23 protein-coding genes are annotated in these 19,855 nt (G+C 74.6%); 14 read left to right on the forward strand and 9 right to left on the reverse strand.

Features of this window, described 5'->3' with window-relative positions; translation table 11 throughout:
- The first annotated feature begins 92 nt into the window (after positions 1-92).
- On the forward strand, positions 93-302 hold the full coding sequence (locus AB0F89_RS27405) for a hypothetical protein (protein ID WP_367128492.1): 210 nt from the start codon (positions 93-95) through the stop codon (positions 300-302).
- A gap of 71 nt (positions 303-373) precedes the next feature.
- Positions 374-1,306: a methanogen output domain 1-containing protein gene (locus AB0F89_RS27410; RefSeq protein WP_367128493.1), complete on the forward strand. Its 933-nt coding sequence runs from the start codon at positions 374-376 to the stop codon at positions 1,304-1,306.
- Between the two features lie 76 nt (positions 1,307-1,382).
- On the opposite strand, the gene AB0F89_RS27415 is transcribed toward AB0F89_RS27410, so the two are convergent.
- From AB0F89_RS27415 to AB0F89_RS27425, 3 genes are all read right to left on the reverse strand, one after another.
- Entirely contained in the window at positions 1,383-1,676 is a 294-nt protein-coding gene (locus AB0F89_RS27415) for a hypothetical protein (RefSeq protein WP_367128494.1), read from the reverse strand.
- 7 nt (positions 1,677-1,683) lie between these two features.
- Complete coding sequence (locus AB0F89_RS27420; protein ID WP_367128495.1) at positions 1,684-2,112, reverse strand: DUF6292 family protein; 429 nt, start codon at positions 2,110-2,112, stop codon at positions 1,684-1,686.
- 121 nt (positions 2,113-2,233) lie between these two features.
- A complete protein-coding gene (locus AB0F89_RS27425) occupies positions 2,234-3,562 on the reverse strand; it encodes an FG-GAP-like repeat-containing protein (protein ID WP_367128496.1) in 1,329 nt (442 codons plus the stop codon).
- A 195-nt stretch (positions 3,563-3,757) separates the two neighbouring features.
- Here AB0F89_RS27425 and AB0F89_RS27430 point away from each other — a divergent pair, with 195 nt between their 5' ends.
- The 6 genes from AB0F89_RS27430 (at position 3,758) to AB0F89_RS27455 (ending at position 7,070) form a co-directional block, all read left to right on the forward strand.
- Positions 3,758-4,135, forward strand: coding sequence for a hypothetical protein (locus AB0F89_RS27430; protein ID WP_367128497.1), 378 nt, complete (start codon positions 3,758-3,760; stop codon positions 4,133-4,135).
- A 92-nt stretch (positions 4,136-4,227) separates the two neighbouring features.
- Complete coding sequence (locus tag AB0F89_RS27435; RefSeq protein ID WP_367128498.1) at positions 4,228-5,325, forward strand: sensor histidine kinase; 1,098 nt, start codon at positions 4,228-4,230, stop codon at positions 5,323-5,325.
- Entirely contained in the window at positions 5,322-5,966 is a 645-nt protein-coding gene (locus AB0F89_RS27440) for a response regulator (RefSeq protein ID WP_367128499.1), read from the forward strand. The genes AB0F89_RS27435 and AB0F89_RS27440 overlap by 4 nt, the downstream gene beginning before the upstream one ends.
- A 101-nt stretch (positions 5,967-6,067) precedes the next feature.
- Positions 6,068-6,475, forward strand: a complete 408-nt coding sequence (locus AB0F89_RS27445; RefSeq protein ID WP_367128500.1) for a hypothetical protein — start codon at positions 6,068-6,070, stop codon at positions 6,473-6,475.
- A gap of 98 nt (positions 6,476-6,573) precedes the next feature.
- Positions 6,574-6,924, forward strand: a complete 351-nt coding sequence (locus AB0F89_RS27450; RefSeq protein WP_367128501.1) for a hypothetical protein — start codon at positions 6,574-6,576, stop codon at positions 6,922-6,924.
- A complete protein-coding gene (locus AB0F89_RS27455) occupies positions 6,906-7,070 on the forward strand; it encodes a hypothetical protein (RefSeq protein ID WP_367128502.1) in 165 nt (54 codons plus the stop codon). Before AB0F89_RS27450 ends, AB0F89_RS27455 begins: the two co-directional genes overlap by 19 nt.
- Positions 7,071-7,147: 77 nt before the next feature.
- Here the strand turns inward: AB0F89_RS27455 and AB0F89_RS27460 are convergent, their stop codons facing one another.
- Both AB0F89_RS27460 and AB0F89_RS27465 read right to left on the reverse strand, forming a co-directional pair.
- The gene (locus AB0F89_RS27460) at positions 7,148-7,513 is read right to left on the reverse strand and encodes an STAS domain-containing protein (protein ID WP_367128503.1); all 366 of its coding nucleotides are present in this window, start codon (positions 7,511-7,513) and stop codon (positions 7,148-7,150) included.
- 76 nt (positions 7,514-7,589) lie between these two features.
- Positions 7,590-8,576 (reverse strand): RNA polymerase sigma factor RpoD/SigA, encoded by a 987-nt coding sequence (locus AB0F89_RS27465; RefSeq protein WP_367128504.1) that lies wholly within the window; start codon positions 8,574-8,576, stop codon positions 7,590-7,592.
- 230 nt (positions 8,577-8,806) lie between these two features.
- Between AB0F89_RS27465 and AB0F89_RS27470 the strand changes: the two genes are divergently transcribed.
- The gene (locus AB0F89_RS27470; protein WP_367128505.1) at positions 8,807-9,523 is read left to right on the forward strand and encodes a GAF and ANTAR domain-containing protein; all 717 of its coding nucleotides are present in this window, start codon (positions 8,807-8,809) and stop codon (positions 9,521-9,523) included.
- On the opposite strand, the gene AB0F89_RS27475 is transcribed toward AB0F89_RS27470, so the two are convergent.
- Positions 9,477-9,809, reverse strand: a complete 333-nt coding sequence (locus tag AB0F89_RS27475; RefSeq protein WP_367128506.1) for a hypothetical protein — start codon at positions 9,807-9,809, stop codon at positions 9,477-9,479. The genes AB0F89_RS27470 and AB0F89_RS27475 overlap by 47 nt on opposite strands.
- A 164-nt stretch (positions 9,810-9,973) precedes the next feature.
- Here AB0F89_RS27475 and AB0F89_RS27480 point away from each other — a divergent pair, with 164 nt between their 5' ends.
- From AB0F89_RS27480 to AB0F89_RS27490, 3 genes are all read left to right on the forward strand, one after another.
- The gene (locus AB0F89_RS27480; protein WP_367128507.1) at positions 9,974-10,825 is read left to right on the forward strand and encodes a maleylpyruvate isomerase N-terminal domain-containing protein; all 852 of its coding nucleotides are present in this window, start codon (positions 9,974-9,976) and stop codon (positions 10,823-10,825) included.
- Positions 10,826-10,921: 96 nt separating this feature from the next.
- Positions 10,922-11,482 carry a GNAT family N-acetyltransferase gene (locus AB0F89_RS27485; protein ID WP_367128508.1) on the forward strand — a complete coding sequence of 187 codons (561 nt, stop codon included), beginning with the start codon at positions 10,922-10,924 and terminating at the stop codon, positions 11,480-11,482.
- A gap of 49 nt (positions 11,483-11,531) precedes the next feature.
- Positions 11,532-12,287, forward strand: a complete 756-nt coding sequence (locus AB0F89_RS27490; RefSeq protein ID WP_367128509.1) for a lysostaphin resistance A-like protein — start codon at positions 11,532-11,534, stop codon at positions 12,285-12,287.
- Between the two features lie 214 nt (positions 12,288-12,501).
- On the opposite strand, the gene AB0F89_RS27495 is transcribed toward AB0F89_RS27490, so the two are convergent.
- On the reverse strand, positions 12,502-13,044 hold the full coding sequence (locus AB0F89_RS27495) for a hypothetical protein (RefSeq protein WP_367128510.1): 543 nt from the start codon (positions 13,042-13,044) through the stop codon (positions 12,502-12,504).
- Between the two features lie 140 nt (positions 13,045-13,184).
- Between AB0F89_RS27495 and AB0F89_RS27500 the strand changes: the two genes are divergently transcribed.
- Together AB0F89_RS27500 and AB0F89_RS27505 are read left to right on the forward strand one after the other, a co-directional pair.
- Positions 13,185-14,180: an ATP-binding cassette domain-containing protein gene (locus tag AB0F89_RS27500; protein ID WP_367128511.1), complete on the forward strand. Its 996-nt coding sequence runs from the start codon at positions 13,185-13,187 to the stop codon at positions 14,178-14,180.
- On the forward strand, positions 14,180-14,971 hold the full coding sequence (locus tag AB0F89_RS27505; RefSeq protein WP_367128512.1) for an ABC transporter permease: 792 nt from the start codon (positions 14,180-14,182) through the stop codon (positions 14,969-14,971). The genes AB0F89_RS27500 and AB0F89_RS27505 overlap by 1 nt, the downstream gene beginning before the upstream one ends.
- 13 nt (positions 14,972-14,984) lie before the next feature.
- On the opposite strand, the gene AB0F89_RS27510 is transcribed toward AB0F89_RS27505, so the two are convergent.
- Together AB0F89_RS27510 and AB0F89_RS27515 are read right to left on the reverse strand one after the other, a co-directional pair.
- Positions 14,985-18,113, reverse strand: a complete 3,129-nt coding sequence (locus AB0F89_RS27510) for a BTAD domain-containing putative transcriptional regulator (protein ID WP_367128513.1) — start codon at positions 18,111-18,113, stop codon at positions 14,985-14,987.
- Positions 18,114-18,192: 79 nt separating this feature from the next.
- The gene (locus AB0F89_RS27515; protein ID WP_367139014.1) at positions 18,193-19,842 is read right to left on the reverse strand and encodes a ThuA domain-containing protein; all 1,650 of its coding nucleotides are present in this window, start codon (positions 19,840-19,842) and stop codon (positions 18,193-18,195) included.
- Positions 19,843-19,855 lie beyond the last annotated feature (13 nt).

The following is a 19,855-nucleotide window of genomic DNA, read 5'->3' on the forward strand; positions in this document are numbered from 1 at the left end:
TGTGTCCCCCGGTGGCGCGGTAGTCGCCCCCGAGCACCAGGTGGGGGTCTACGCCGCGGCCACCGAGCGGGCGCCGGCGGACGCTCGTGCAGGTGCTGGACCGGACCCACCCGCCCGTGCGCGGCGGGCGCCTGGTGGTCGACGCGGCTGGGCTGACGTCCGGGCTCGGGGTGCTGCTCGTCAACGACCTGGCCGACCTGGTGCGCGTGCGCAGCGGCCCGGCGGGCACCGCCGTCCGGGTGCTCCTGCGGCTGCCCACCCGGCGAACCGGCCTGTCCGCTGACACCGGGCTCCGCGGGTAATAACCTCCTCTGCTGGACGGCGCGCGCACCGCGGCCGACGACCGGGAGACGTGCGGCCTGTGGACTGGTTCTTGGACGGACACGACCGGCGGGTGCCGAGCGCACTGCGCCGCGACATCAGGGACTACCTGTCCCGCCATGCGCACGCGGCGCCCGATCAGCTGGCCGACGCGGAGCTGATCGCCGAGGAGATGCTGGCCAACGCCATCGACCACAGCGACGGCCCTGTCTGGGTGTCACTGGAGTGGTCACAGGCGCATCCCATCCTCACCGTGCGCGACATGGGCGCGACCTTCGCCCTCCCCGAGCACGCCCCGGACACGGCTCAACCCCGAGGCCGGGGGCTGTGGCTGATCTCCCAGCTGGCCCCCGAGCTGACGGTGGCCGCGCGGCGCGTCGGCAAGGCCGTCGAGTCCGTCCTGCCCGTCACCCGACCGGTGGAACCGATCGACCCGCCGCGGCACACCGTCAACCCCCTGCCGCACCTGTCCGAGGCCGGTCCGGACGGCGGGTTCGGCCGGGAGAGCTTCCTGCGGGCGCTGGTCGTGCAGCTCGCCAACGCCGTCGAGGTGCAGCAGGGGCCCGAGGCGGCGCAGCGCGCCATCGCCCAGGTCGCGGTCGACATCGGCGGTCAGGTCGAGCTGGAGTACCGGCAGGCCACGGGGACGACCGGGACGTCGCTGACGGCCGGGCAGATCGCCGACTGCGTGGTCCGGCTCAAGGCCGCCATCGGCGGGAGCTTCCGGGTGGTGGAGGTGACGGACGAGCGGATCGTGCTGGTCAACAGCCACTGCCCGTTCGGGCCGGACGTGCGGCAGTCGCCCTCGTTGTGCCGCATGACGACCGCGGTGTTCGGCGGCATCGCCGCCCGCAACAACGAACGCGCCGCCGTCACGCTGGAGGAGCGCATCGCCCTCGGCGACCCCGGCTGCCGCGTCGTGGTCCACCTCGGCGAGGCCGCCGCCGACGCCACCAGGGGGCACCACTTCACCGCCGCGCCCTGACCCGCGCGGAGGGCGTCCGGAGTGGACCGCTCGCTCCACCGCGGACGCCGCTGCTCGGGCAGCCGCCGGGAGCGGTCTACGGGCGGGGTCGGGTTCGCGTCCAACCTCGACCGTCCCGTTGGGAGCGCGGGGTGGTGGCGGCGACGCAGCGGGGGCACAGCCACATCACCTGCTCCGAGGTCTGCGACAGCCACACCGCGTCCGGCCACGGCACGTGGCGGAACCGGCCGAGCCGGCTGCGGCTCAGGGCCTGCCCGCACAGCGTCTGGTTGGCGCCCGGGGACCAGGCGTGCACGTCACCGGACGGCTGCCGGACGCCGTCCTCGTCCACCCACTGGCTCGACGCCGCCACGCACGCCGGGGAACCCATGCCAGGTTCAGACCCGGGCGTCGCGCGGCAGCGGGACCAGTGCCGCGGCCGTGTAGGGGGCCAGGCGGCGTGTGAGGTCGTCGGGCGCTCGGGGCGGCACGTCCGAAGCGGACCGCTCACCGCGGAGCAGGGCGCGCACCCAGCGGGCGACCGCCTTCGGCGTCGGCACGACGTCCGCGCCGAAGTGCGCCTGCACCAGCACGTCCTCGCCGCTGTGCGTCTCCACCGCCGCCGACCAGCCGCGCTCCTCGTCCCACAGCAGGGCCACGTCCCGGTCCGGGAACCCCGGCAGCCGACCTTCCAGCGCCAGGTACGCGCCCGCGGGTCGCTCGGCCTGCACGTACGAGCTCTCGCCGGAGAGCTCCAGCTCCTCGGTCACCCGCCGGACGTAGCCGCGCAGGCCCCACATCAATGCGTCGTCGAAATCCAGTTCCACCGCGCACCGCCGCCTTCTGCCCGCTGATCGGGTGATGTCGACGCGCCGACTGTTTGACGCCCCGACCAGGTACCCCGTCCGGGTGGCAGGTCAAACCGACTGGTAAGTGGGCGCACGTCGGTCACGACCCCGGCCGGTCGCGGCCCGTGAGGTCGGCGAACCGCACCCGCGCCGGGTCGCCGACCCAGCCCTTGCCGACCAGCACCGAGGCGTGCCACGGGTGGTCGGGGAAGGTGCGGTCGTTCCACCACGCCGTGGTGGTGCCGTCCTCGTTGATCGTGACCAGCTCGGCGAAGCCGTCCCCGTCGAGGTCGGCGAAGCGGACCCGGGCCGGGTCGGGGTCGGTCGGGCCCAGGTCCACCTCGGCGCCCCACGGCTGGTCGGGGAACGCGCCGGTGTTGTGCCGGGCGCGCAGGACGTCGTCGTCGCGCAGGGTGATCAGCTCGGCCTTGGCGTCGCCGTCGAGGTCCGCGAACCAGACGGGCCGGGACGGCGCGGGCCCCAGGTCGACCTCCTCGCCCCAGGGGTGGCCGGGAAAGCCGCCGGTGTTGGGCCGGGCGCGCAGCGCGCCGTCGGCGGTGACCAGCTCGTCCCGACCGTCGCCGTCCAGGTCGGCGAAGTGGAGGTGGTCCGGGGCGCCGGTCAGCCCGGCGCCGACGACCAGCGACGCCTGCCACGGGCGGCCGGGGAAGCCCCGGTCGTTCCACGACGCGGTCACCGTGCCGCCCGCGTCGAGCCGGACCAGCTCGTCGTAGCCGTCGCCGTCGAGGTCGGCGAACCTGGTCAGCGCGGGGTCGGCCCCGCTCAGCACGATGCCGACCGGGTCGCTCCACGTCCACTCCGGGAAGCCTCCGGTGTTGGGCCAGGTCCGGATCGTGCCGTCGGCGCCGGTGTGCACGTCGAGCATTTCCGCTTTCCCGGTGACGGGTGGCGGCGCCGACGACGGCGGGTCGTCGCCCCTGGACACGACCACCGCCGCCACCGCGCCGAGGACGAGCACCACCGCTGCCACCGCGATCGGCCACCGGCGGCGGACCGGGGCGGGTTGCCCCGCGGAGGTGGGTTGCGCCGGGATCACCGGTTCGCCGGACGGTCGCGATTCGCCGGGTGGTCGCGGTTCGCGGCGGGGCTCCGCCACCGGGCCCGCCACCGGTTCGTGGCGGGGCTCCCCTGCCGAAGCCGGGTGGGTTTCGGCGGCCACCGCGCGCCACCGCTCCTCCCACTCCCGCTCGTCCCCGCCGCAGGCCCGCACGTAGGCGAGGGCCACGGCGAGGCTGGGCAGCTCACGCCCGGACGCGGCCCGTGCCAACGTCGCCGGGGCGTAGTGCGCGCGCCGCGCCAGCGACCGGTACGGCGGTGACCCCGCCTTCTCCCGCAGCAGCCGGAGGTCGTGCGCGAAGTGCTGCACCGCCCCCGCCCGCGGGTCCACCGGGCTCTCCGGCCGTGGCATGCCCCGTCCTCTCCTCGTCCCCCGGCGCGGCGGCGTCGTCACCCGCGCTGCCGGGTTGTCTCCCGTTGATTGTCTCGGCGGTTCGAGCCGGGGAAACAACTCCCCGATGGAGTAGACCTGGGACAGCGACGCGGCACGGTCCGTCGCCTTTCTGCCCTATCGGGTGAATCACCTCTTCGAACAAAGGACATCACCATGGCGAAGTTCCGTTCGGCGTCGGCGACCCTGGTCGCGGCTGCCGCGCTCATCACCTCGACCGGGACGGCGACCGGCGCGGAAAGGTCGTCGACGACGAATTGCCGGCAGTACGTCTGCGTCAACGTCGTCCACTCCGATCTCCACGTGGAGAAGGTGGAGGTCTTCCAGAACAGCAACGGGCCGAGCTGGTTCGGCCACGTCAAGTTCACGTCGAACCGCGAGCCGCAGGTGGTCGGCAGCGACGGCAACCCCGTGCCGTGGGTCGTCGTCCACTTCAACCGGACCCTCCCGAAGGGCACCACCCTGTGCGGCGAGGCGCTGGAGGCGGTGGCGGGCGGCTACGTGAACCAGGGCAGCGTCTGCGTGGACCTCTGACGGACCCGCGGTGGCACCGCCCCGGCCCGGGGGCGGGGCGGCGCCACCGCACCCGGTTGACCACGGCGTTCGAGGTCCAGCACAGTGGGCGCGTGCAGCGGGCGTTGAGCATCCTCGCGGTGGTCGCGTGCCTGACGCTGCCGCTCGGCTCGGCGAGCTTCGAGCAGCACCTGGCGGGAACGCTGCTGGTCGGCCTGGCCTACGGCGCGATCGCCGTCGTCGGGTTCCCGTTCGCCCAGCGGCGCGGCCGGGCGGCCGCCGCCGCGTTCGTCGGTGTCCAGCTGCCGCTGGGATTCCTGCTGTTCTCGCTGTCCGGCGCGGCGGTCGGGGCCGTGCTGCTGCTGGTGGTCCTGGTCGCGCAGGCCGTGCTGCTGCTGCCGCTGCCGGCCGCCGCCGCGGTGGCCGCGGTCATCCCGCTGGTCCACGTGGGGATGGACTGGCCCGACGGGTTGCGCGAGGGGCTGGGCACGCTGGCCGTCACCGGCTTCACCGCGGTGATCACCGAGCTGCTGGTCCGGGAGCAGCGCGCGAGGGCGGAGCTGGCGGCGGCCAACGAGCGGTTGCGCGGGTACGCCGCCCAGGCCGAGCAGCTGGCGACCACGCAGGAGCGCAACCGGGTCGCCCGCGACATCCACGACAGCCTCGGCCACCACCTGACCGTCGTCCAGATGCTCCTCCAGGCGGCGCGCGCGGTGGTCCGCACCGCCGACGCCGACCGGCTCGACGGGGTGCTGGCCAAGGCGCAGGACCAGTCGCGGCAGGCGCTGGCCGAGGTCCGCCGCTCGGTCGCCGCGTTGCGCGAACCCCGGTCCGAGCCGCTGGTGGACGCGTTGCGGGCGTTGACGTCCGAGGTGTCCGAGGCGGGTGTGCCGACCGGGTTCGAGGTGCGCGGCGCGGCCCGCGCGGCCCGTGCCGAGGTCGAGGAGTCGTTGTTCCGCGCGGCCCAGGAAGGGCTGACGAACGTGCGCAAGCACGCCGACGCCACCGCCGCGACCGTGGTGCTGGACTACGGTCTGGTCGACCGGGTCCGGCTGGAGGTGCGCGACGACGGCCGCGGGTTGCGCGAGCGGTCGGGCGACGGCTTCGGCCTGGTGGGCCTGGAGGAGAGGGTGGCCGGGCTGGGCGGTCGGGTGTCGGTCGACTCCCCCGCCGGGCGTGGCGTGACGTTGACCGTGGAGGTGCCGGCGTGACCACGCCCGTCCGCGTCCTGGTCGTGGACGACCAGGCCCTGTTCCGGGAGGCGCTGGCGATGCTGCTGGAGGTGCAGCCGGAGGTCGAGGTGGTCGGCGAGGCCGGTGACGGGGAGGAGGCCGTGCGGCGGTGCGCCGAGCTGTCGCCCGACGTGGTCCTGATGGACCTGCGGATGCCGGTGCTGGACGGCATCGCGGCCACCGACCGGCTGCGGGTCGAGCAGCCCGGGGTGCGGGTGCTGGCGCTGACCACGTTCGACGACGACGCCGACGTATTCGCGGCGTTGCGCGCCGGTGCGCTGGGCTACCTGCTCAAGGACGTGTCGTCGGCCCGGTTGGTGGAGGCGCTGGTCGCGGCGCGGCGCGGCGAGTCGGTGCTCCAGCCGTCCGTGGCGGCGAAGCTCGTGGCGCGGGTGGCCCGGCTGCCGCAGGAGGTCCCGCCCCCTGTCACGCCGCTGTCGGAGCGCGAGCTGGACGTGGTGCGGCTGCTCGCCGAGGGCCGCAGCAACAGGGAGATCGCCGGGCGGCTGTTCCTGGCCGAGGGCACGGTGAAGAACCTCGTCACCGGCGTGCTGGCCAAGCTCCAGGTGCGCGACCGCACCCAGGCCGCGCTGCGGGCCCGGGAACTCGGCCTCTGCTGACCGCGCGGGTCACATGACCCCGGTCATGACCTTCGGCACCTGACCGCGCTCCCCCGGCGGCCCAGGATCTGTCGCACACCTTCCGCGACAGAGGAGCCGACATGAGCCTGGAGCAGACGACACCGGAGCGGACGACCCGGGCGGGGCGGCGGTGGCGGTTCGCCCGGCACGCGCTGGAGATGGTCGTCGCCATGGTGGCGGGCATGGTGGTGCTGGAGCCGGTCTGGTCGTTCGCGTGGCCGGGCCTGGCCGACGTGGTCACCGCGCACGTGCTGGTGATGGCGACGAACATGTCGCTGGGCATGGCGCTGTGGATGCGGGTCCGCCGGCACGGCTGGGCGGGCATCGCCGAGATGTCCGCCGCGATGTACGCGCCGTTCGTGGTGCTGCTGCCGTTCCACTGGACCGGCGTGCTGCCCGGGATGGCGCTGATGACCGCCGGTCACGTGCTGATGGTCCCGGCGATGCTGGTCGCGATGCTGCGCCGCCGGCACGAGTACGGGTGCTGAGCGGCCGTGCGCACCGCCTCCCGGGTCGCGGTCCTGCTCGCCGCGTTCGACGAGCTGAACGCGGTCCGCACGGACGGCGCAACCCTTCACCCGTACCGGTGACACACGGCCCGGCGCCGCTGACCGGTGGCCTCGACCTGGCGCCCGACCCGAGCTTCGCCGGGCTGGACGACCTGCTCGGCGGCCGGGCCGCGGACGTCGTGGTCGTGCCCGCCGTGCCCGACGTCGGCGAGAGCACGACCCGGCCCGTGACGGACTGGCTGCGCCGGCAGTCCGAGGGCGGGTCGCTGCTCCTGAGCGTCCGCAACGGGGCGGGCGTCTCGCCTCGGCCGGGCTGCTCGACGGGCGGCGGGCCACCGCGCACCGGCTGCGCGTCGACTCCTTCGAGGAGCGGTACCCGGCCGTCGACCGGGTTCGCGGCACGAGGTACGTGGACGACGGCGACGTGATCAGCACGGCGGGCATCCTGTCCGGCGTCGACGGCGCTCTGCGGGACCTGGCGCGCAACACTGACCTGGCCACCGCGGCCTGGACCGCGCGGGTGCTGGAGCACCCCGCGGACCACCTCGCGCTGGACGGGCCGGCCTGGCCGTGAACCCTCCGGCCGTTCGGGCTCGCCGTCCTGGGCGCGCTCGTGGCCACCGGGCTGCTCGGGTGGGCCCGTGCCGGGCGTCAGGGCGCCGCCACGCGGATCGCCGCCAGCGCCGCGTCCACGGTCGGGTGAAGCGGGAGCGCGCCGTCGACCTGGCTCATCTGCAACGGGCGCAGCACCGGGCGGCTGTCGGCGACGATGGCGAGCGGGATGCGCAGCCGGTTGGCCCGGTGGCGGGCGTTGACCAGCATCGCGATGCCGACCGAGCCCATGAAGTCGACGGCGCGCAGGTCGAGCACCACCCCGGCCGGTCCGGTCTCGAACACGGTGTCGAGCTCGGTCAGCACCGGCCGGTGCGTGGCCGCGTCGAGGGTGCCGGACACGCTGAGCCGGACGACGCCGTCGTCCAGCTCGGTGGTGGTGTGACGGGTGGGCTGCTCGTCCATGCGGGCTCTCCTCGCGGTCGCCAGAGACGAGACTGCTACCCCTGGGCGGAGCCCGCAAACCGGGACCGGGTCCGGATCACCCTGCCCAGTCGAGCAGCGCGCGGTTGCGCTCGGGGTCGCGCAGCACGCGGATGGACTCCTTCTCCAGCTGCCGGACGCGCTCGCGGGTCAGGCCGAGCTCGTCGGCCAGCTCCTGGAGGCTGCGGGCGCGCCCGTCGGACAGCCCGTAGCGCTGCGTCACGATCCGCGCCTGCCGCTCGGGCAGCGTGCCGACCAGGGCCCGCAGCTCCTGCGCGACCTCCTGGTGCTCGACCGCCTCGTGCGCGTGCACGGTGTCGGCGTCCTCGATGAGGTCGGCCACCGACCCGCCGCCGTCGTCGCCGACCGGCGTCTCCAGGCTGATCGTGGCCCGTTCGGCGGTGCGCAGGTCGACCACCCTGGCCACCGGCACCCCGGCCGCTCGCGCCAGCTCCTCGACGGTCGGCTCGCGGTCGGTCCCGGCCCGCAGCCCGCGCTCGACCTTGCGCAGCTTGGCCAGCTCCTCGACCACGTGCAGCGGCAGCCGGATGGTCCGGGTCTGCTCGGCCAGGCCGCGCTCGATGGCCTGGCGGACCCACCAGACCGCGTAGGTGGAGAACTTGAAGCCCTTGGCGTAGTCCCACTTCTCCACCGCGCGGATCAGGCCGAGGTTGCCCTCCTGCACCACGTCCAGCAGCGGCAGGCCGCGGAACGAGTGCTTCTTGGCCACCGACACCACCAACCGCAGGTTGGCCCGGATCATGTGGTCCTTCGCCCGCCGACCGTCCTCGGTCACCCGGCGCAGCACGCGGTGGCGCTCGACGTCCAGGGTCGGGCCGTCGCCCTCGTCCGAGCGGCGCACCAGCTCGGCGGCGTAGACGCCCGCCTCGATGCGCTTGGCCAGGGCGACCTCCTCCGGGGCGGTCAGCAGCGGCGTCGCGGTGAGCTCGCGCAGGTAGCGGCCGACCAGGTCGGCGTCCTGCGACCGCTCGCGCGCGGCGGCGGCCGGGCGCGTCGGGCGGGGCATCTCCATGGTCAACGACATGATCGTCTCCGTGCGGGTTCTGCGGATGGGGAAAGGCCGTCCGCCGCGACACCGCGGCCTCGAACGACTTCGCCCCGCGCACCTCGGGCAGGGCCGACACCCGGTTCAACGGAACGTCTTCGACTCGTATTCCACCCCGTAGGGTGGTGACGCGCAGGTACCTGCGTGGACGTGACGGAGCGCACAGGACATGCTGTGGCCTTGACGGGCGGGCCCGGCGGAGGCGGCACATGACCGACAGCGGTGAGCAGGGCGACGAACTGGCCGCCAGGCTGAACCAGGTGGCCCGCGACCTGCACCGGGCCGACGGTGAGCAGGGCACCATGGACGCGATCGTGCACGCGGCGGTCGGCACCATCCCCGGCGCCGCGCACGCCGGCATCATGACCATCGTCAGCAAGCGCGACATCCGGACCGTGGCGACGACGGACGACGTGCCGCGCGACGCGGACCAGGTGCAGTACGACACCGGCCAGGGCCCGTGCCTGACCGCGCTGTACCAGCAGAAGATCGTCAGCGCGCCGGACCTGGCGACGGAGTCCCGGTGGCCGCTGTTCGCCAAGCGGGCGCTCGACCTGAAAGTCACGTCCATGCTGTCGTTCCGCCTGTACGTCGAGGGCGACGACCTCGGCGCGCTCAACCTGTACTCCCCCGAGGCGCACGCGTTCGACGAGGAGTCCGAGCACGTGGGGCTGCTGTTCGCCGGGCACGCCGCGGTGGCGCTGGCCCGTGCCCAGGAGCGGGAGCACCTGGCCGAGTCGGTGCAGACGCGCGACCTGATCGGGCAGGCCAAGGGCATCCTGATGGAGCGCCACAAGCTCACCGCCGATCAGGCGTTCCACCTGCTCGTGCGGGCCAGCCAGCAGACCAACCTGAAGCTGCGCGTGCTCGCCGAACGGCTCACCCGGACCGGTGAACTGCCGTCACCCGGCAGCCGGAGGCCCTGAACCGCCCGACCGGCGCGGTCGAGGAGCGCGTCGACCGGTCGGCGGACGCGCCCTCGCCCGACGTCGCGCGCGAGGCGTTGCAGGCGTTGATGGCGGACCGCGCGCACGCCCGGTACGAGGCCCTGCGGCCGATCGCCCGCCCGGACGCCGTGCGACGACCTCGGGCGTTCCTGCTCGCGGGCGTGACGGGTGTCGGCAGGAGCACCCTGGCCTCGCGGATCACCGCGCCGATGTTCTCGGCGCGCTGGTCCCGTTCGGCGCCCTGCGGCCGGACAACACGCCGCACCTGGCCGAGGTGAACCCGACCGCGTCCGTCGCCACGCCCGACGAGGTGCTGCGCCGGGTGCTGGACCACACCGGTTGAGCGGTTAAAGCACGCTGGCGGTAGTTCCGCGCTCCCCCGACTCACTACGTTGCGATGCAGTGGGCCCTCGGCGTGGGAGGCGATTCGTGGAGCTGGACATCACCGACCGGCGGTGGCGGGACGTGCGCGACGCCCTCGCCGCGGCGGCCGAGCGGTTCGCCCGGATGCTGCTGGACTGCCGGACGCCGCAGCGGCGCGCGCTCGGGGACTGGACGGTCGCCGACACCGCCGCGCACGTCGCCATCGTCGGCAGGCTCAACGCCGGCCTGATCGCCGAGGACCTGTCCCCGCTGGACGACCCCGAGCTGGACCGCGGCTGGCAGGAGTCGAGCTTCGGCGGGTTCGCGCGGCTCAACACGCTGTCCCTGGAGCACTTCCCCGAACGCGCGCTGGACGTCGTGTCGAACACCCTGCTGGAGGAGGTCGACCTGCTGCTGAACCGCGCCCGGGACGTCGACCCGCGCGAGCTGCGGCCCTGGCTCGGCGGCGCGCGGCTGCCGGCGGCCTCGCTGGTGGCGCACCAGCTCAACGAGGTCCTGATCCACGGGCTGGACATCGCGCGGGCGCTGGGCGCCCCGTGGCGGATCTCCGCGCACGAGGCCGCCCTGACGTTCGACCTGTTCCTGATGCCGATGCTCGGCGGCGACACCGGCAGGCTGCTCGCGGGCGCCTCGCCCACCCCGGGCCGGGTCGCCATCGAGTTCCGCTCGAAGCACACCACCCCGGTGACCTTGACCAGCGACAACGGTCGGATCGAGGTGCGGCCCGCCGGGCGGGCGAAGGTCGACGCGCAGGTCAGGTTCCACCCGACCGCGATGATGCTCACGGTCTTCCGCCGCACCCGCCTCGCGCGGTCCGTCGCGACCGGGAAGGTGCTGGCCTTCGGCCGTCGCCCCTGGGCGGCGGTCACGTACCTGCGGGGCATGCGGTCGCCGTGACCACGAGCCGGCCCGAACCGGGTGTGGACCGGCTGCCGCGTGGTTAGGGTTCGGCCGCAGCACGTCCGCGTCGTCACGTCCGCCAGGGGGTCAACCGTGGGTCAGTCGGTGGTGGTGCCGCAGGGGTGGCCGCGGGACGCCGTGGTGCGGACCGAGCGGTTGCGGGCGGAGCCCGTGCGGGTCGCGCACGCCGAGGAGATGACGTCGGTGCTGGGCGACCCGGCGCTCTACGCGATCACCGGCGGTGCGCCGCCGAGCGTCGACGAGCTGCGGGCGCGGTACCGGCGCTGGGAGCGGCCGTCGTCCGACGACGGTGGCGAGGGCTGGTTGAACTGGGTCGTGCTGCGGGAGGAGGACGACGTCGCGGTCGGCACGGTGCAGGCGACCACGGCAGTCGGCGCGAACGGGCTGACCGCGGAGGTAGCGTGGGTGTTGGGCGTGCCGTTCCAGGGCCGCGGCTACGCCACAGAAGCCGCAGCGGCGGTGGTCGAGTGGCTGGTGTCGCGGGGTGCGCAGGACGTGTGCGCGCACATCGCGTCCGACCACCCGGCCAGTGAGGCGGTCGCGCGGCGGATCGGCATGAGGGCCACCGGAGAGTTCCGCGAGGACGGGGAGCAGCGCTGGCGGGCGCGTCGGCCGCCGACGGCTCCGCGATGACGCCGGACCGCCGAGTTGACCTCGCCGATCGGACGGGTTATCCACGACTGTGGACGATGAGCAGATCGAGCCGGCGGTCCGCCCCGACGGCGTGACCCGACGGGTGGGGCTGTCGCTGCTGGCGGTGTTCCTCGCCGCGCAGGTGACGATGATGGTCGTGTCCGTGCTGGTGCTGGTGTCCGCCGGTTCGGTGGACTCGGCGCCGGCGGACGGGTGGCTGCTCGCGCTGCTGGTCCTGCCGTCCTCGTCGGCGGCGGTCGTGGCCGTGCTCGGGGTGACGTGGCTGGGCGGCGGCCCCCGGGCCGGGAGGGTGTGGCGCGAGCTGGCCGTCCGCTGGAACCTGCGGGACGTCGGCATCGGGCTGGCGCTGGGGGTGGGCGGCTTGGCGCTCACCCTGCCCGCGGCCGCGGCGTGGGCCGCCTGGGTGGGCGACGACCAGGCCACCTCGGCGGTCGGTGACGCGTTCGCCGGCCGTGAGCTGAGCCGGGTCGCGGCCGTGGTGACGTTCCTCGCCGTGTGGCTGATCGCGCCGCTGGCGGAGGAACTGCTGTTCCGGGGCGTGCTGTGGCGGGCGTTGGAGCACCTGCGGTGGAACCGCTGGGTCGTGTTCGCGGTGACCAGCCTGGTGTTCTCCCTGGCACACCTGGAACTCCTGCGCACGCCGCTGCTGCTGGTGCTGTCCATCCCGATCGGCCTGGCCCGGCTGCTCACCGGCAACCTGGTCGCGAGCGTCGTCGCCCACCAGGTCAACAACTTCCTGCCCGCACTGGCCCTGCTCCTGGCCACCACGGGCGGTCTGTCGTGAGCGGAGGTCGGCTCCCGCTGGGCGTTGGTCCCTCCTGGCACCCGGCGGTGGTCACGAGTGGCAGAGCTGTGGCGCGGACGAGGAACGCTATTGCCACCAGGAACGCCGCGGCCGGGTGCGGCGACCCCCGGCAGCGGTGGCCTCGGGCCAAGTGAAGCAGCGACGCCGGTCGCCGACGTCGACGTTCAGCGGATCGTGTGACCCCGGACGGGGGTCACCCCTGGACCTTCGAGTCCACTTCGGACAGTTGGTGCCGCTCACGGGTGGCCTGCTGCGACACCGCGAACCGCTCGCGCTGCCGTTGGCTGAGGGGCATGACGACGAACAGCATCACCAGGGACAGGACCACGAGCAGCACCCCGCTGCCGACTTGCCCGGACCGCAGGTCGAGCACCACGACCGCCAGGCCGAGCAGGCCCATCAGGATGAACACCACCCGCATCGTCCAGACCGGGTACGGCATGGCCAGCACCGCGTCGACCTGGTCCACCAGCGGCCGGGCGAGCCGCGGGTCCTCGACCGGCTCGCCCCGGCGCATGGCGCGCGAGATGGTGCGGCGCTGCCCCCGGTCCAACCCGCGCAACGCCGTGGAACCCCACACGCGTCTCATCGTCAGGGCCATGACGACGCCGAACACCACACCCATCACCAGCCCGACCCACGCGTTGCCCCGCAGCAAGCCCTGGCCCAAACCGAATACCCCGCCCACGAGCAACCCGAGCAGCACGACCTTCACGCGCGATACCCGCTGTGCCATCGAAACCTCCCCCGAGATCGTCCCTCCCGCCGTACCCGTTCGGGCTCGCGGCCAACCACGCGCGCCGGCGGCGGCCGGTCGAGGAGCGCTGAAACCGCGGTGAAACCGCCGTGAACCGGTTCGGCGGCACCGTTGCGCGCATGACGACAACACCGACCGGACCGGCCATCGCCGTGACCGGCCTGCGCAGGTCCTACGGCAGCCAGGTGGTGCTCGACGGCATCGACCTGGAGGTGCCCGAGGGCTCCGTCTTCTCGCTGCTCGGCCCGAACGGCGCGGGCAAGACGACCGTGGTCCGGATCTTGTCCACGCTGATCCGCGCCGACGCGGGCGAGGCTCGCGTCCGCGGTCACGACGTGGTGCGCGACGCCGACCGGGTGCGGGCGGCGATCGCGGTCACCGGCCAGTTCGCCGCGGTCGACGACTTCCTCACCGGCGAGGAGAACCTGCGGCTGATGGCGGACCTGCACCACCTGGACCGGGCCGAGGGGCGACGGCGGGTCGCGGACCTGGTCGAGCGGTTCGACCTCGGGCAGGCGGCCGGGAAGGCGGCCGTCACGTACTCGGGCGGCATGCGGCGTCGGCTGGACCTGGCGATGGGGCTCGTCGGCGACCCGCGGGTGGTCTTCCTGGACGAGCCGACCACCGGGCTGGACCCGCGCAGCCGGCGGGACGTGTGGCGGGCCGTCCGCGACCTGGCCGCGGGCGGTGTGACGGTCTTCCTCACCACGCAGTACCTGGAGGAGGCCGACCAGCTCGCCGACCGGGTCGCCCTGCTCGACCACGGCCGGCTCGTCGCCGAGGGCACGCCGGCCGAGCTGAAGCGGCGGGTGCCGGGCGGGCACGTCGAACTGCGGTTCGCCGACGAGCACGCGCTGGCCGCGGCGGTCGCGGCGCTGGGGGCCGTGCCGGACCCGACCGACGAGCCGCTGGTCCTGCGGGTGCCGGGCGACGGGGGCGTCCGCTCGCTGAAGGCCCTGCTCGACCGCCTCGACGCCGCCTCGGTGGAGGTGGACGGGCTGACCGTGCGCACCCCCGACCTGGACGACGTGTTCTTCGCCCTGACCGGCCGACCCGCGACCGGCCGACCCGCTACTGACCGACTCGCGACCGACGCCGAGGAGGCGACCGCGTGATGACCACCCCGTCCCCGGCCGTCCGCGACTCGGTCACCATGCTGCGCCGCCAGTTGCGGCACATGTCGCGCAACCTCTCCACCGTCCTGATGCTGCTCGCGGTGCCGATCGTGTTCCTGCTGCTGTCGGTCTACGTGCTCGGCGGCACGCTGGGCGACGGGCTCGGCGGCGAGACCGGTGGTCGTGCCGCCTACGTCGACTACGTGACGCCCGGCATCCTGCTCATCACCATCGCCGGCGCGGTCCAGGGCGCGGCGATCTCGGTGGCGGTGGACCTGACCGGGGGCATCGTCGCGCGGTTCCGGACGATGGCGATCGCGCGGGCGTCGGTGCTGACCGGGCACGTGCTGGGCAGCGTGCTGCAGACCCTGCTCCAGCTCGTCGTCGTGCTCGGGGTGGCCCTGCTGATCGGCTTCCGCCCCGACGCGACCGCGGTGGAGTGGCTGGCCGCCACGGGTGTTCTCGTCGTGGCGACGTTCGCCCTGGTGTGGGCGGCCGTCGCGATGGGGCTGGCGGCGAAGTCCGTGGCGACGGCGAGCAACCTGCCCATGCCGTTGATGCTGCTGCCGTTCTTCGGCAGCGGGTTCGTGCCGACCGACTCGCTGCCGGGCGGGTTGCGGTGGTTCGCCGAGCACCAGCCGTTCACCCCGATCATGGAGACGCTGCGCGGCCTGCTCCTGGGCACGCCGATCGGCGCCGGCGCCGCGGTCGCGCTCGGCTGGTGCGCGGTGGTCGCGCTGGCCGGGTACGCCTGCGCGAGGCGCCTCTACGACCGGGACCGCACCCGCTGACCGAGGAGCCCGCTCAGGTCGAGGCCGCGGTGGTCGCCGCGCGGGCGCGCAGCAGGTCCGACGCGGCCGCGCGCAGCCCGGCCCGGTCGAGGTCGGCGTAGGACGACACGGCTTCGCCGTAGGCCGCCCGGTCGGCCTGCTCGGCGTCCGCCCTGGCCGCCGCGCCGGACATGGTCGGCTGGAAGTTGCGCAGGTAGCCGAACCGCTCGGCCAGGGCGACCATCCGGGCCGCCGACCGCGCGAGGACCGGGTCACCGGCCCTCGCGCGGTCGGTCACGGCGGTGGCCAGCAGCAGCGTGCCGCACATCGCCTGCTCGACCACGTACGGCGGCGGGTCGACCAGCGGGTGGGCCAGCAGGTGCGCCAGGCGGTCCGGCAGCGCGTCGGCGACGTCGGCGACCTCGGCGAGCCGGCCGTGCCTGGCGTGCGCGACGACGGCCACCGAGCGCGCCTCCACCACCCACGGGTCCGAGCCGTCGGCGGCGCGGAGCAGGTCGAGCACCCGCCGCCACAGCCGCAGGCCGGCCTCCACCTCGCCGCGGGCGAACCGCACCTCGGCCCGGATGCCCAGGTCGTAGCCGACCGCCTTGGCCTCCTCCACGTCGAGCACGACGCCCGCCAGCCCGGCCAGCCACCGCTCGGCCTCGGCGGTCTCGCCGAGCTGGAGGTTGGCCAGCACGAGCCACACCCTGGCGCCGGCCTCGTCGGTCCGCGCGCCCAGCCGCCGGAGCACCGGCAGCGCCGCGACCAGGTGGTCGCGGGCCTGCGCGCCGAGCTCCGACCGCAGGCACAGCTCGGCCACCCGGCAGTGGCCGAACGAGCGGGGCCACGGCAGGTCCCGGTCGGTGAACAGGTCGAGCGCCCGCCGGGCCGCCCGCAACGCCGCCCCGACGTCGCCCGCCGCGTCGAGGTGGTAGCCGGCCACGGTGTTCGCGACGGCGGCCACCAGCGGTTCGGCGCTGTCGCAGAGCCGGCGCAGCGCCGCCGGGTCGTCCACCGCGCCGACCACCCACCCGATCGCCCGGATCACCGTGTCCGGCCGCGCCGGGCCGAGCCGGCGGAGCGCGGCGGCCGCCCGCAGCGCTCGCGGCCCGGCAGCGACGTACGTGTGCACCACGACCAGGGTCAGGGCGGTCCGGGTCGCCTCGGTGAGCGCGGGCTCCGGCCGGTAGCGCGCCAACGGCCGGGACGTCCACCGGATCAGGGCGGTGAGCCGCGCGTGGTCGGCGTCCAGGCTCCACAGGACGCCGAGCACCGCGACCAGCGCCGCGACGGTCGGCCGGTCGTCGCGGTCGAGGGCCTGCCGGAGCGCCTGCGCCAGGTTCTCCCGCTCCGCCCGGACGGCGGCGCAGGACGCGTAGGGGTCGGCGCCGAGCAGGTCCGCGTGGTGGGCCAGGCCGAACTCCCGCGCCCAGCCCAGGAACGCGGCCGTCGCGTCGTCGGTCCCGCCGGCGGGACGGGCGGCGCTGAACTCGCGGACCGTCTCCAGCATCCGCAGCCGGGCACCCGAAGGGGTGTCGGACACCTTGAGCAGCGAGTGGTCGACCAGGTGTTCCAGCACCCGGTCGACCTCGCCCGCGGGCAGCGCCGCCAGCACCGCGCGCGCCGCGTCGGCGGTGAACCCGTCCGCGAACACCGACAGCGCCCGCATCGCCGCGCGACCGGCCGGTTCCAGCAGGTTCCAGCTCCAGTCGACCACCGCGTGCAGCGTGTGGTGGCGCTCCGGCGAGTCCCGGGCGCCGCCGCGCAGCAGGCCGAACCGGTCGTCCAGCCGTCGGGCCAGGTCCGCCACCGACAGGGTCCGCACCCTGGCGGCGGCCAGCTCGACCGCGAGCGGCAGCCCGTCGAGGTGCCGGCACACCTCCGCCACCGCCGCCGGCGGCAGGTCGACCCCGGGCCGGGCCGCCCGCGCCCGCTGCCCGAACAGCTCGACGCTGGTCGCCAGGCTCAGCTCCGGCAGCTGGTGGACCGACTCCGAGGACAGGCCGAGCGGCGTCCGGCCGGTGGTGAGGACGCGGGCCTCGGCGGTGGTCGACACCAGGGTCCGGACCAGGTCGGCCACGCCGGTGACGACGTGCTCGCAGTTGTCCAGCACCAGCAGGGACGGACCGGCGGCGAGCGCGGTCGCCACGGCCGCGGCGAGGTCGTCCACGACGCGCCTGCCCACGCCGACCGCCGCCGCCACCTCTCGTGCGACGTCCTCGTCACCGGTGATACCGGCGAGCGGGACGACGACGACCGCCGGCACGTCCGCCCGACGGGCCACGGCGTTGGCGAGCCGCGTCTTGCCCAGGCCGCCCGGCCCGACGATCGAGGTCACCCGCGACGTGCGCAGCAACGCCTCCACCGCGGCGACGTCGTCATCCCGGCCGAGCAGCGCGTTGGGCTCGTGCGCGACACCGCGCCGGACCGCCGGCGCCGCGCCCCGGAGCAGCCGCCGGTGCTCGGCCCGCAGGGCCGCGCCCGGATCGGCGCCGAGGTCGTCGCGCAACGCCCGCCGGTAGTCGTCGTAGCGGGCCAGGGCCGTAGCCGGGCCGACCGTCGCCGCCTCGCACCGCAGCAGCTCGACCAGCACCTCTTCGTCACGCGGTCGTTCGGCGGTCAGCTCGGCCAGCGGGTCGACCGCCTCCTCGGGCCGGTCGAGGCGGGCGAGGGCCAGGGCGCGCGCCCGCACGAGCGCGCGATGAGTGACCCGCCGCCGCGCGCGCAGGGCGGTGACCGGGTCGTCGACGTCCTCGACGGGTCCCGGTCCCGCCTCACCCCACAGGGCCAGTCCGGCGTCGGCGTGCGCGAGCGCGGCCGCGTGATCGCCCGCCCGCGCGCACCGCGCCGCCGCCTCGGCCCGGACCAGCACCGCCGAGCTGTCGACCTGGTCCTCCGCCAACGCCAGCCGGTAGCCCGTCGGCGTCCGGGCGATGACGTCGGCGCCGAACCGGGACCGGACCCGGGACACCAGGACCTGCAGCGCCTTGGCCGGGTGCTCCGGCCGGTCGTCCGGCCAGAGCCCGTCGACCAGCAGCCCGGCGCCGCAGCCGGTGCGCAGGTCGTCCGCGAGCAGCGCGACCAGACCCCGCAGCCGCGGACCGGCGATCTCCCGGTCGCGGAAGGACACCCGTGACAGCAGGACGAGGTCGGGGGTCACCGGCACAGGGTAGCCGGCGCCACCGACCCGCGGCCGGGTCCCGCCGCACCGCTGCGGTGCGGCGGGACCCGGCGGGCGGCTAGGGCAGCGTCCACTTCTGGTTGGCCGCGCCGAGGCAGTCCCAGATGTGCAGGACGGTGCCGTCGGCGCTGCTGACGCCCGCCGCGTCCAGGCAGCGGCCCGACTGCGGGTTGCGCAGCGAACCGTCGGACTGGGCGGTCCACTGCTGCGCGCCGGAGCCGTTGCACGTCCACAGCTGCGTCGGCGTGCCGTTCGCCGTGCCGCTGCGCTGCACGTCCAGGCACTTGCCCAGGGCCCGGATCGTGCCGTCGCCCGGCAACGTCCACCGCTGCGCGTTGGTGCCGTTGCACGTCCACAGCTGGATCTTCGTGCCGTCGGCCGAGTTCCCGCCGCTGATGTCCACGCACTTGCCGCCGAACCCGACGACCTGGCCGGTGCGGGTCGACCCGGACAGCTCCTTCACCCGGATGTTGCGGAACGACGCGTCGTCGCCGTCACCGTGGTTCTGGATGCCGATGTGGCCCTGCTGCAGGCTGCGCACCGGGTCGGTGTTGGTGAAGTCGTTGACCCGCACCCCGTTGAGGAACACCTGCACCCGCTCGCCCTCGACGAGCAGTTCGAAGGTGTTCCACTCGCCCACCGGGTTGAGCGCGGCGTCGCGGGCGGCGACGTCGGCCGACTTGAAGCCGTACACCGCGCCGGTGGTCCGGTCGGCCGCGTCGGTGGCGTCGATCTGGATCTCGTAGCCGTTGTTGACCGCCGACCACGGGTCGCTGCTTGCCGGGAACCCGATGAACACGCCGGTGTTGTCGTCACCGGCCAGCTTCCAGTCCAGCTTCAGCGAGTACGACCGGAACTCCTTGGCCGAGTACCACAGCATGCCGAGCCCGCCGTGCGAGGTGAGCGTGCCGTTCGCGAGGGTGAAGCCGCCGGGGCCGGCCTGGCTCCAGCCGTTGGTGTTGGAGCCGTTGAACAGCGACGTGTAGCCGGTCTCGGCGCGGCAGTCGGCGTCGGTCACGCCGGCCGCGTAGCGCAGCCCGCCGAGCAGGTGCGCCCGGAACGCGGGCTCGGCGAAGGACTGCTCGGTGTGGCCGCCGCCGGTGTACCAGGACCGGCCGCCCTGGTAGGTCTGGCACCAGGCGATCGGGTGGTCGCCCATGTTGCCGCCCGAGTAGCTGCCCTCGTCCAGCCGGGCCAGGACCTTCACGTTCGACCGGGGGTTGGCCTGGAAGTTGTACCACTCGTCGGTGCGGACCCAGTCGCCGCCGAGGTGGGACGTCGAGGCGTGCGCCCGGTCCTCCACCCGCACCGCCGCCTGCTGGATCGCCGGGTGGGAGTGGAAGTACCCGCCCACCAGGCCGCCGTAGAACGGCCACTGGTACTCGGTGTCGGACGCGGCGTGCACGCCGACGTAACCGCCGCCGCCGCGCACGTACGACTCGAAGGCGGTCTGCTGGGTGCTGTTGAGGACGTCACCGGTGGTCGACAGGAACACCACCGCCCGGTACTGGGCCAGGTTCGCGGTGGTGAAGGCCGCGCCGTCCTCGGTGGCGGTGACGGTGAAGTTGTTGGCGGCGCCCAGGTCGCGGATGGCCTGGATGCCGTTCGGGATGGACGAGTGCCGGAAGCCCGCGGTCTTGGAGAAGACCAGCACCTTGTAGGAGGGGTCGGCCGCGGGCGCCGGGGCGGGCGCCACGGCGAAGATCATCACCGCCGAGGCG

This window comes from Saccharothrix sp. HUAS TT1 (assembly GCF_040744945.1).
Lineage (GTDB): Bacteria > Actinomycetota > Actinomycetes > Mycobacteriales > Pseudonocardiaceae > Actinosynnema.